Source organism: Cellulomonas endophytica (assembly GCF_004123805.1).
Classification (GTDB): domain Bacteria; phylum Actinomycetota; class Actinomycetes; order Actinomycetales; family Cellulomonadaceae; genus Cellulomonas; species Cellulomonas endophytica.
This window is the reverse complement of sequence record NZ_RWJX01000031.1, coordinates 16,124-27,214: the sequence shown is the minus strand read 5'-3', so window position 1 is coordinate 27,214 and position 11,091 is coordinate 16,124. Positions and strand designations below refer to the sequence as shown.

At 75.8% G+C, this 11,091-nt stretch carries 9 protein-coding genes; 7 read left to right on the top strand and 2 right to left on the bottom strand.

Features of this window, described 5'->3' with window-relative positions; all coding sequences use genetic code 11:
* Positions 1-486: 486 nt before the first annotated feature.
* Both EJA20_RS10755 and EJA20_RS10750 read left to right on the top strand, forming a co-directional pair.
* Complete coding sequence (locus EJA20_RS10755; RefSeq protein WP_129338151.1) at positions 487-2,007, top strand: ABC transporter permease; 1,521 nt, start codon at positions 487-489, stop codon at positions 2,005-2,007.
* Entirely contained in the window at positions 2,004-3,095 is a 1,092-nt protein-coding gene (locus tag EJA20_RS10750) for an ABC transporter permease (RefSeq protein ID WP_129338150.1), read from the top strand. The genes EJA20_RS10755 and EJA20_RS10750 overlap by 4 nt, the downstream gene beginning before the upstream one ends.
* A gap of 38 nt (positions 3,096-3,133) precedes the next feature.
* On the opposite strand, the gene EJA20_RS10745 is transcribed toward EJA20_RS10750, so the two are convergent.
* Positions 3,134-3,670, bottom strand: coding sequence for a PH domain-containing protein (locus tag EJA20_RS10745; RefSeq protein ID WP_129338149.1), 537 nt, complete (start codon positions 3,668-3,670; stop codon positions 3,134-3,136).
* Between the two features lie 85 nt (positions 3,671-3,755).
* Here EJA20_RS10745 and EJA20_RS10740 point away from each other — a divergent pair, with 85 nt between their 5' ends.
* The 3 genes from EJA20_RS10740 to EJA20_RS10730 all read left to right on the top strand — a co-directional run bounded on the left by EJA20_RS10740 (position 3,756) and on the right by EJA20_RS10730 (position 8,730).
* Positions 3,756-5,591, top strand: coding sequence for an ABC transporter ATP-binding protein (locus EJA20_RS10740; RefSeq protein WP_240675365.1), 1,836 nt, complete (start codon positions 3,756-3,758; stop codon positions 5,589-5,591).
* A gap of 174 nt (positions 5,592-5,765) precedes the next feature.
* Positions 5,766-7,715 carry a translational GTPase TypA gene (typA, locus tag EJA20_RS10735; RefSeq protein ID WP_129338148.1) on the top strand — a complete coding sequence of 650 codons (1,950 nt, stop codon included), beginning with the start codon at positions 5,766-5,768 and terminating at the stop codon, positions 7,713-7,715.
* A 25-nt stretch (positions 7,716-7,740) separates the two neighbouring features.
* Positions 7,741-8,730, top strand: a complete 990-nt coding sequence (locus tag EJA20_RS10730) for a PIG-L family deacetylase (protein ID WP_129338147.1) — start codon at positions 7,741-7,743, stop codon at positions 8,728-8,730.
* Between the two features lie 328 nt (positions 8,731-9,058).
* On the opposite strand, the gene EJA20_RS10725 is transcribed toward EJA20_RS10730, so the two are convergent.
* Positions 9,059-9,838 (bottom strand): PRC-barrel domain-containing protein, encoded by a 780-nt coding sequence (locus EJA20_RS10725; protein WP_164983938.1) that lies wholly within the window; start codon positions 9,836-9,838, stop codon positions 9,059-9,061.
* 155 nt (positions 9,839-9,993) lie between these two features.
* Between EJA20_RS10725 and EJA20_RS10720 the strand changes: the two genes are divergently transcribed.
* Both EJA20_RS10720 and EJA20_RS10715 read left to right on the top strand, forming a co-directional pair.
* Positions 9,994-10,455, top strand: coding sequence for a hypothetical protein (locus EJA20_RS10720; protein WP_205687456.1), 462 nt, complete (start codon positions 9,994-9,996; stop codon positions 10,453-10,455).
* Positions 10,452-11,042: a flavin reductase family protein gene (locus EJA20_RS10715; RefSeq protein WP_240675359.1), complete on the top strand. Its 591-nt coding sequence runs from the start codon at positions 10,452-10,454 to the stop codon at positions 11,040-11,042. The genes EJA20_RS10720 and EJA20_RS10715 overlap by 4 nt, the downstream gene beginning before the upstream one ends.
* The last annotated feature ends 49 nt before the right edge of the window (positions 11,043-11,091 follow it).

Below are 11,091 nucleotides of genomic sequence, written 5' to 3'. Positions count from 1 at the left end.
GATCGAGGCCCTGCTGGTCGACGACGCCTTCGGCGTCACGATCTTCCAGTTCCCCGGCGTCACCGCCTGGAACCCGGAGGCCATCTCCGGCATCTCGAAGATCTCGATCTCCCCGACGATCTTCGCCGGCTTCTGGAACTGGGAGCCGGGCACCGGCGCCGAGGGCTGAGCAGCACCGCACCACCGCACCACCGCACGACCCGGCCCCGCCCGGCGGCCGGCGGTCACCCTGCGTGACCGCCGGCCGAGCGGGCGGGCCACCACGGCGCGACGCGCGCCGAGGGGCGCCGGAGGCACCCGCCACCGGCGCCCTTCGCATGCGCCCCGACGGCCCCCGGTGGCGTCCCGCGCCCCCGCCCGGCCCCCGCCCGGCCCCTGCCGCTCCCCGGGAGCGCGCCCCCCCGCCGTTTCGGGGGGCGCGGGGGACGCGGCATACACTCCCCGGGCGAACCGCGAGTGCCCCTACTCGAACGAGGTCCACTTCCCGTGCTCAGATTCCTCTGGCGCCGCTTCCTGGCCGGCCTGGCCACGCTGCTCGTCGCCCTGTTCATCATGTACCTGCTGGTGAACAAGGCCATCGACCCGCTGGCCGACCTGCGCGAGAGCACCGCGCCGAACAAGGCGCAGCTCATCGAGCAGCGGATCGCGCAGCTCGACCTGAACACGAACGTGGTGCTGCGGTTCTTCTCCTGGCTCGGCCAGGTGGCGACGGGGGACCTCGGCACCCAGTGGCGGACCGGCCGTGACGTCCTGGACCTGGTCGGCTCGGCGATCGTCTCGACGCTCCAGCTCGTGACCGCCTCGACCCTCATCGCCCTCGTGCTGGGGATCGCGGTGGGCGTCGTCAGCGCGCTGCGGCAGTACTCCTCGTTCGACTACGGGATCATCTTCCTGTCGTTCTTCCTGTACTCGCTGCCCTCGTTCTTCGTCGCGGTGCTGCTGAAGCAGTGGGGTGCGATCGGCTTCAACGACTTCCTGCGCGACCCGACCATCTCGACGGTCGCCATCGTGGTGCTCACCCTGCTGGGGGCCCTCGTGTGGTCCCTCGCGGTGGGCGGCAGCCCCCGGCGGCGGCTGCAGACGGCGCTCGTGGCGGGCGCGGCGACGGGCGGCCTCCTCGTCTACCTGCAGGCGACGGGGTGGTGGGACACGCCCCGCATCGACCCGGTGCTGCTCACGGTGTTCGGCCTCGCCGCCGCGGCCGGCCTCACGCTCGTGTCGGCGGGCCTGCAGAACCGGCGCGCGCTGGCCTCCGCTCTCGTCATGGTGGTGCTCGGCCTCGTGCTGCAGCAGCTCATGGGGCCGGTCTTCGACGCCGTGGCCCCCTCGAACCTGTCGCTGGCGGCGCTCGTCGTCGTGTTCGTCGCGATCGGCTGGGGCGTCGGCGTCCTCCTGGCGGGGCCCGACCGCGGCGTGTCGGCCCGCACGGGCGCCCTCACGGCGCTCGTCATGGTGCTGCTCGTGGTGATCGACCGCGTCATGCAGGTCTGGCCCCCGTACTTCGAGGTGCTCCGCGGCCGCCCCATCCCGACGATCGGCGACCGCACGCCGAACCTCGGGGGCAACTACTGGGTGGGCCTGCTCGACTCCTACACGCACCTCGTCCTGCCGACGATCTCGCTCATCCTCATCTCCTTCGCGGCGTACACGCGCTACTCGCGCGGCAGCATGCTCGAGGTGATGAACCAGGACTACATCCGCACCGCGCGGGCCAAGGGCCTGCCGGAGCGCGTCGTGGTCGTGCGGCACGGGTTCCGCAACACGCTCATCCCGCTCGCCACGGTGGTGCCGATCGACGTCATCACCCTCATCGGCGGCGCGATCATCACGGAGAACATCTTCGGCCGCCCCGGCATGGGCCGGCTGTTCGTCGAGAACCTCCAGCAGGCCGACATCGAGCCGGTCATGGCCTACCTCCTCATCACCGCCACGCTCGCGATCGTCGCGAACGTGGTGGCGGACCTCGTGTACGCGGTCGTCGACCCCCGGATCCGGTTGGACGCATGAGCACCCAGACCCCCTCCCAGGACCCCCGCCCCGCCGGTGCGGAGGAGCACCTCGAGAACGCCATCGAGCAGAAGGACGTCGCCGGCCTGTCCCAGGGGCAGATCGTCCGCCGGCGGTTCTTCCGCCACCGGGGTGCGATCGTCGGGCTCGTCGTGCTGGGGGCCGTCGTGCTCCTCGCCGTCTCGTCCGTCGGCATCGGCCCGGTGCCCGGCTGGTGGGGCTTCAGCAACGCCTCCGGGCCGGTCACGAACCCCGGCGGCGCGCCGACCCTGTCGCTGCCCACCTGGCTCGGCGGCGAGGGGTTCGCCCTCGGCGAGCACCCGTTCGGCCAGGACGAGGTGGGGCGCGACATGTTCGGCGCCGTCATGAAGGGCGTGCAGACGTCCCTCATGGTCATCGTCGTCGTCGGCCTCGTCTCGACCCTGGTGGGGGTGACGGTCGGCTCGCTCGCCGGCTTCTACCGCGGCCGGCTGGACACCGCGCTCATGCGCACCACGGACCTCGTCATCACGATGCCGACGATCGTCATCGGTGCGGTCATCGGCAAGCTCGCCGGCGGCGTCTCCGGCCTGCTCTTCGCGCTCGCCCTCGGCCTCATCCTCTGGCCCAGCCTGGCGCGCCTCGTCCGCGGTGAGTTCCTCAGCCTGCGCGAGCGCGAGTTCGTCGACGCGGCCCGGGTCGCGGGCGCGAGCAGCGGCCGCATCATCGGCAAGCACATCCTGCCCAACGCCATCGGCGTCATCATCGTGAGCTCGACGCTCCTCATGAGCCAGGCGATCCTCCTCGAGGCCGCCCTGTCCTACCTCGGCTTCGGCATCACGCGCCCCGAGATCTCCCTCGGCCTGCTCATCAGCGAGTACCAGGCCGCGTTCGCCACGCGGCCGTGGCTGTTCTGGTGGCCTGGCCTGTTCATCGTGCTCATCGCGCTGTGCATCAACTTCATCGGCGACGGGCTGCGCGACGCGTTCGACCCGCGCCAGAAGCGCATCCCCTCCCAGCGCTCCATGGACCGTGCCGCGGCGCGCGCCGGGACGACGGTGCGTCCCGGCGACCAGACGCAGGACGCCGGCCTGGGCGCGGGCTCGTGACCCCGGCCGCGGCGGTCGTGCCGCCCGTCGCGGCGGTCCTAGCCGAGCGCGGCCGCCACGACCGCGAGCAGCGGCAGGGCCAGCCCGCCGGCGAGCGTGCCGACGTGCGGCCGCCGGACCACGCGGGTCGACGGGACGCCCGCCGCGTCCCGACCCCCCTGCGCGGCGGCGCGGGCGCCCGCCTCCACGGCGGCCGCGGCCGTGTCCGCCGGGCCGGGACCACCGGGTGCGCGCCGGGTCCGTGCCGCGGGGGGCGTGGCCCACACGCCGACCGTCCCGCCGGTCGTCACCAGCTCCAGGCCGTAGCGCAGCCGCACCTCGTGCAGAGCGGCCCAGGGCACCTCGACGGTCGCCAGCACGTTGACCACGCGGACGCCGGACGGCTCGACCACGAGCGCCGGGCGCCAGAACGTCGCCGCGACGACCCCCGTGCCCCACACCGCCCAGGCGGTCACGACCGACAGGTCGTCGGGCCGGTCGAGGGCCGCGGCGCCCACGACCAGCAGCGCCAGGACCGCCACCGCGACGGTGAGGCCCCGGCCGTACGACGAGCGGAAGACCTGCGTGGCGCCCATGGCGCCATGCTCCCCCACGGCCCCGCCCCGCGCCGGGACGCCGCAGGACCCGGGGCTCGCCCCGCGCAGAGAGGACACTGACACCGTGGCCACCGACACCTCCGGCACCCCCGCGCCGTCCCCGGCGGGGGCGGACGCCCCCGTGCTCAGCGTGCGGGACCTCGGCGTCGACTTCTTCGTCGACGGCCAGTGGTTCCCCGCCGCGCGCGGGGTCACCTACGACGTCCGCCCCGGCGAGGTCCTCGCCATCGTCGGCGAGTCGGGCTCGGGCAAGACCCAGTCCTCCATGGCCCTGTTCGGCCTGCTGCCGGCCAACGGCCGCGCCCGGGGCAGCGCGCGGCTGGGGGACCGCGAGCTCATCGGCATGGCGCCCGGGCGCCTGCGCCGCATCCGCGGGCGCGAGATGGCGATGATCTTCCAGGAGCCCATGACGGCGCTGAACCCCGTCTACACGATCGGGTTCCAGATCGTCGAGACCCTGCGTGCGCACTTCGACATGGGACCGGCGCAGGCCAAGGAGCGGGCGCTGGAGCTGCTGCGCCTCGTCGAGATCCCCGAGCCCGAGCGCCGTTTCGACTCCTACCCGCACCAGCTCTCCGGCGGGCAGCGCCAGCGGGCGATGATCGCCCAGTCCCTGGCCTGCGACCCCGCCCTCCTCGTCGCCGACGAGCCGACCACGGCCCTCGACGTCACGGTCCAGGCCGAGATCCTGCAGCTCATGCGCAACCTGAGGGACCGGCTGCGCTCGGGCGTCGTCATCATCACGCACGACATGGGCGTGGTCGCCGACATGGCGGACACGATCATGGTGATGAAGGACGGCGAGGTCGTCGAGAAGGGCACGGCGGCGGACGTCTTCGCCCGGCCGCAGCACCCCTACACGCGGCGCCTGCTCGACGCGGTGCCCCACCTGGGTCGGCACCGGGCGGCGGGCGGCCGCTCCGGCGGCACGGGTGCCACGACGGCGGTGCCCGTCGCGGAGCGGCACGTCGACGCGGGGGCGGACGCGGTCGTCCTCGAGGCCGTCGACATGGTCGTCGAGTACCCCGGACGCGGACGGACGCCGGCGTTCCGGGCCGTCGACGAGGTGAGCCTGTCCATCCGTGCCGGCGAGGTCGTCGGGCTCGTCGGGGAGTCCGGGTCGGGCAAGACGACGATCGGCCGCGCCGTCGTGGGGCTCCTGCCGGTCACGGGGGGGTCGCTGCGGATCGCCGGCGTCGACATGGTCGGGGCCTCGACCGCGGACCTCAAGCCGCTGCGCAGCAAGGTCGGGATCGTGTTCCAGGACCCGGGCTCGTCGCTCAACCCGCGCCTGCCGGTCGGGGAGTCCATCGCGGAGCCGCTCCTGCTGCACCGCGGGCTCAAGGGCGCCGAGATGAGCCGTCAGGTGGAGCGCCTGCTCGACCAGGTCCAGCTGCCGCGGGCCATGCGCAACCGCTACCCCCACGAGCTGTCCGGCGGGCAGCGGCAGCGCGTGGGCATCGCGCGCGCCCTGTCGCTGGAGCCGGCGCTCCTCGTCGCGGACGAGCCGACGTCCGCCCTCGACGTCTCGGTGCAGGCGGCGGTGCTGGACCTGTTCCAGGACCTGCAGCGCGAGCACGGCTTCGCCTGCCTGTTCATCAGCCACGACCTCGCGGTCGTCGAGATCCTGTCCGACCGGATCGCCGTCATGCACCACGGCAAGCTCGTCGAGGTGGGGGAGACGGCCCAGGTCGTCGACGCCCCGGTGGACCCGTACACCCGGCGGCTGCTGGCCGCGGTGCCCGTGCCGGACCCGGAGGAGCAGCGCCGCCGGCGGGAGGCGCGCCAGGCGCTCCTGGCGCAGGGCCCGCTCTCCGACGAGACGGTGCGGGGCGACGGGCGGCACCACGAGGACGCGGTGGAGCTGGAGGCCGGGCACCCGCCCATCCCCGGGCTGTGACGCGCGGGACCTGACGGGCCGGACGTGACGCCCCTCACCCCGGGAAGGGCGGGCGGGGGCGGGGCGTTAGCATGGGCGCAGCGCCGTTCACCGCGCCCTCCCTTCCCGTGCCCCGCGCGCGGCGTCCGGGCGGCGGTCCCGGCGGCCCACCTCTTCTCCGCAGACAGGGGACCCATGTCCGCCTCGCCCGTCGCCGCCCCCCGGGCCGGCCTCTCCGTCCGCGCCGACCTGCGCAACGTCGCGATCGTCGCGCACGTCGACCACGGCAAGACCACCCTCGTCGACGCCATGCTCTGGCAGTCGGGCTCCTTCGGCGAGCACGCCCACGTCGACGAGCGCGCCATGGACTCCGGCGACCTCGAGCGCGAGAAGGGCATCACGATCCTCGCCAAGAACACGGCGATCCGGTACACGGGTCCCGCGGCGGCGGACCTGGGCCAGCCCGGCGGCGTGACGATCAACGTCATCGACACCCCGGGCCACGCCGACTTCGGCGGCGAGGTGGAGCGCGGCCTGTCGATGGTCGACGGCGTCGTGCTGCTCGTCGACGCCTCCGAGGGCCCGCTGCCGCAGACGCGCTTCGTGCTCCGCAAGGCCCTCGCCGCGAAGCTCCCGGTCATCCTCCTGGTGAACAAGGTCGACCGCCCGGACGCCCGGATCGACGAGGTCGTGCACGAGAGCACCGACCTGCTCCTCGGCCTGGCCTCCGACCTGCACGAGGACGTCCCGGACCTCGACCTCGACGCGATCCTCGACGTGCCGGTCGTCTACGCCGCCGCCAAGGTCGGCCGCGCCTCCCTCGCGCAGCCCGCGAACGGCGGCCTGCCCGACAGCCCGGACCTCGAGCCGCTCTTCCGCACCATCCTCGAGAAGATCCCGGCGCCGACGTACGACGCCGGGGCGCCGCTGCAGGCGCACGTGACGAACCTCGACGCCTCGCCGTTCCTCGGCCGCCTGGCGCTGCTGCGCCTCTTCAACGGCACCCTGCGCAAGGGGCAGACGGTGGCCTGGGCCCGCCAGGACGGCACCCTGCAGAACGTCCGCATCACGGAGCTGCTGGAGACGAAGGCGCTCGAGCGCGTGCCCATGGAGGGCGAGGCGGGCCCCGGCGACATCGTCGCCGTCGCCGGCATCCCCGACATCACCATCGGCGAGACGCTCACCGACCCTGACGACCCGCGGCCGCTGCCGCTCATCACGGTCGACGACCCGGCGATCTCCATGACGATCGGGATCAACACCTCGCCGCTGGCGGGCAAGGGCGGCAAGGGCCACAAGGTCACGGCGCGCCAGGTGAAGGACCGCCTCGACGCCGAGCTCGTCGGCAACGTCTCGCTCAAGGTCGTCCCGACGGACCGCCCGGACGCCTGGGAGGTCCAGGGCCGCGGCGAGCTCGCGCTGGCGATCCTCGTCGAGCAGATGCGCCGCGAGGGCTTCGAGCTCACCGTCGGCAAGCCGCAGGTCGTCACGCGCACGGTCGACGGCAAGATCCACGAGCCGGTCGAGCACATGACGATCGACGTGCCGGAGGAGTACCTCGGCGCCGTCACCCAGCTCCTCGCGCAGCGCAAGGGCCGCATGGAGACCATGTCGAACCACGGCACGGGCTGGGTCCGCATGGAGTTCGTCGTCCCGGCGCGCGGCCTCATCGGCTTCCGCACGCGGTTCCTCACCGACACCCGCGGCACGGGCATCGCCTCGTCGATCTCCCACGGCTACGAGCCCTGGTTCGGCCCGATCGAGACGCGCCAGTCCGGCTCCCTCGTCGCGGACCGCTCCGGCCCCGCCACGCCGTTCGCGATGATCAACCTCCAGGAGCGCGGCTCCTTCTTCGTGCAGCCCACGCAGGAGGTGTACGAGGGCATGATCGTCGGCGAGAACAGCCGCAACGAGGACATGGACGTGAACATCACGAAGGAGAAGAAGCTCACGAACATGCGGTCCTCGACGGCCGACAACTTCGAGAACCTCGTGCCGCCGCGCCAGCTCACCCTCGAGGAGAGCCTGGAGTTCGCCCGCGAGGACGAGTGCGTCGAGGTGACGCCGGAGATCGTCCGCATCCGCAAGGTCGTCCTGGACCAGACGGAGCGCGCCCGCATCACCGCGCGCAGCAAGCGCTCCTGACGCCCGCACCCGCAGCACCGCAGCCATGACGACGAGGCCGCCCGGCGCCCCTGAGGGGAGCACGGGCGGCCTCGTCGTCGTCCACGCCCACCCCGACGACGAGACGCTGGCCACCGGCGCGCTCCTGGCCACGTGGGCGGCGGCGGGCCGGGACGCGCTCGTCGTCTCGTGCACCCGGGGCGAGCGCGGCGAGGTCATCGGCGCCCCCCTCGCGCACCTCGAGGGCGACGGCCCCGCGCTGGCCCGGCACCGGGAGGGCGAGCTCGCCGCCGCGCTGGCGGCCCTCGGCGCGCGCGGCCGGTTCCTCGACGCGCTGCCGCTCCCCGGGGGGGACGGCGAGGGGCCGGGCGGTCCCGCCGCCGGCGGCGCCCGGTACGAGGACTCGGGCATGGTCTGGACGGGGTCGGCGCGGGCCGGCGCTGCGGCCGTGCTCCCGCCCCGGGCCTTCGTGGGGGTGCCGCTCGACGAGGCGGCCGGGCGGCTGGCGGGCCTCCTCCGGCGCGAACGGCCGGCGGTCGTGGCGACCTACGACCCCGAGGGCGGCTACGGCCACCCCGACCACGTCCGGGCGCACGCGGTGACGATGCGCGCCCTGGCCCTCGTCGCGCCGCCGGACGCCGGGGACCTGCGGCCCGTGGTCCTGTGGGCGGCACAGGCGGAGGACGAGGTGCGTGCCGCCCGGGCCGCGCTGGCCGACCCCGCGGTGCGGGCCGCGCTGCCGGCGGCCGCGCGGGCGCTGCCGTCGGCGGGTCCCGACGACGAGCGGCCGCCGGTCGTGGTGCCGGGCGGCGCGATCACGGTGCGCGTCCCCCTCGCCCCCGTGCGCGACCGGGTCCTCGCGGCGCTGCGGGCGCACGCCACCCAGGTCCAGGCCGTGACGGCGCTCGACGGCCCGCCGCCGCTGGCCGGCGCGTGGGCGCTGAGCAACGACGTGCTGGCGCCGCTGCTGGCGCACGAGTCCTACCGGCCGGCGACGGACGCGGGGACCGGGACGGCGGCGGGCGGGCCGGCGTAGGTCGGCCGGCCGTCGTCCCCGGTGTCAGCGGGCGCGGCGGAGGTGCACCGCCTCGGCGGGGCAGAGCGGGTCGGGCAGGACGACGTCGTGGACGTCCTCCGCCCGCAAGCAGGTGCACCGGACGAGCGCCATGAGGACCTCCCGCGTCGGCCCCGGGCAGCGGGGCGTGGTGCCCCACCCCATCGGTCGGTGCGGGGCCCGCGGAAGGGTCCGGCGGCGCGAGTTCGGTCACACGCCGCACCGCCGGCCGGGCGCACCGGTCGGGCCCGTCGCCCGCGCGGGGGGCGGGGGACCGGTGCGCGCCCCGGACCGTGCGCCGGGGACGGGCTCAGCGGTCGGCGGCGCCCGGGGCGCGGTGGCGCGGACCGGGCGACCCGGCGTCCGGGTCGGTGCGGCCCGCGTCGTCCGGCGCGCCCGTCGTCGGGGCGGTCCAGCGCCGCAGGCGCGGGCGACGGTCGGGGTCGGACGGGACGCCGTGCCCGTGGTCGCGCGCGGCCGTCCCGAGCGCTGCCCCGGGCCCCGCGGCACCGGGCAGCGGGTCCGTGCCGTAGTCGGCCAGGTCCGGCGACCCGGTCATCCCCGGGCCCGAGAGGTCGTCGACGCCCCGGTCGTCCTCGGCCTCGGCGCGCGCGTCGCCGAGCGCGTCCGACGCCGGGGGCCTCCCGGTCGCGCTGCCGACCCCGTCCGCCGTCCCGGCACCGGTGGCGGTCGGGGTCCAGGTCCCGTCGGCCGTCCCGTCGGCCGTCCCGTCGGCCGTCCCGTCGGCCGTCCCGTCGGCCAGGGGGGCGCCCTCCCCGTACGCGAGCCCGTAGTGCGCGTAGAGCGCGACCTCGTCCTCGGGCTCGAGGTGCCCCTCGACGTCCACGCGCGGCGCGTCCTTGACCAGGGCGGCGGGGTGCGCCAGGCGCAGGCCCTCGTCGTCGACGACCGCGTCCCGCAGGGGGGCGAAGCTCTCGAGGAGCCCGAACAGCCCGGTGTGGACGGTCACCCACTCGGGCTCGCCCGTGGCGTCGTCGAGGTAGACGGTGCCGACCGTGCCGACCCGGGCGCCGGTGGCGTCCGTGACCGTGCGCCCCGCCAGGGCGAGGACCTCGTCCGTGGTGATCATGGTCGCCGCTCCGCTCGTCGTCGGGCCCGTCGTCGGCGCCGGGGGTCCCGACGGCCGCGTCCCGCCCATCTCAGCAGAGACGGCCGCGGGCGGCACGGCGACGCGGGCACCCCCGCCATGAGGCCCGGCGCACGCGCGCGGCCTACCCTCCCCGTGTGACCGGACCCCTGCCGCCGCTGCGCCGCCTCCTGCTCGTCCTGCTGCTGGGCGCGGGGGTCGGCGTCCTCGGCACGGTCGTGCACCGGGACCGGTGGCCGTGGGCCCTGGTCGCCGCGCTCGTCCTCGTCCTGGCCGCGGGGGTGCTCGCGCGGGCCTGGGTCGGCGGGGCCGGGCCCCTCGTCCTCGGCGGCGGCATGCTCGCCTGCACCATCGCGCTCGTGCAGACCGGGCCCGGCGGCGACGTCCTCGTCCCCGCCGGCGACGACCACGGCATCCTCTGGCTCCTCGGCTCCGTGGCGGCGCTCGTGCCCGTCGCCTTCCTGCCCCGGCGGTGGTTCGCCCGTCCCGAGGCCGGGGCCGAGGCCGGGGCCGCCCCCGGCGCAGGTGACCGGGGGGTCGCGGACGCCCGCGTCGGCCCCGGGGGCGCGGTGCGCGTGGACGGCCCGGTCGAGCGGTGACGGCCCCCCCGCCGGCGGGCCCGTCCTCGTCGACCCCCTCGTCGGCCCCGTCCCCGTCGCTCGTCCCCCCGTCGGCCTCCGGCCCGGCGGACCCGCCCGCGCCCGTCGACGCGGACCTGCTCCGGGCCGTGGGCTCCCGGCTGCCGGCCGGCGTCGTCGTCGTCACCGCGCGGTGGCGTGGGCTGCTGCACGCCGCGACGGTGAGCACGTTCGTGCCGGTGTCCCTGGAGCCCCCGCTCGTGCTCGTGTGCCTCCACACGGACAGCCGCCTCCGGGAGGCCCTCGACGAGGTGCCGGGCTGGTCGGTCAGCGTCCTCGCGCAGGACGGCGGGCCCGTGGCCGACTGGGTCGCGTCCCCGGGGCGGCCGGCGTTCGACGGGCTCGCCCGGGTCCCGCACGCGGACGCTCCCTGGTCCGGCGGCGCGTGGCTCGACGGCGCGGCGGCCTGGTTCGACGTGCGGACCGTCGACGTGCACCCGGCCGGGGACCACGACGTCGTGGTCGGGGAGGTCGTGGCGGCGCGGGCCGGCGACCCCGCGCGCGGCGGGCTCGTCCACCTGCGGGGCCGGACGCGCCCCGTCGTCTGAGACGTCCGGCCACGTTCGGCGACGTCCGGCCACGTCCGGCCGCTTCCGG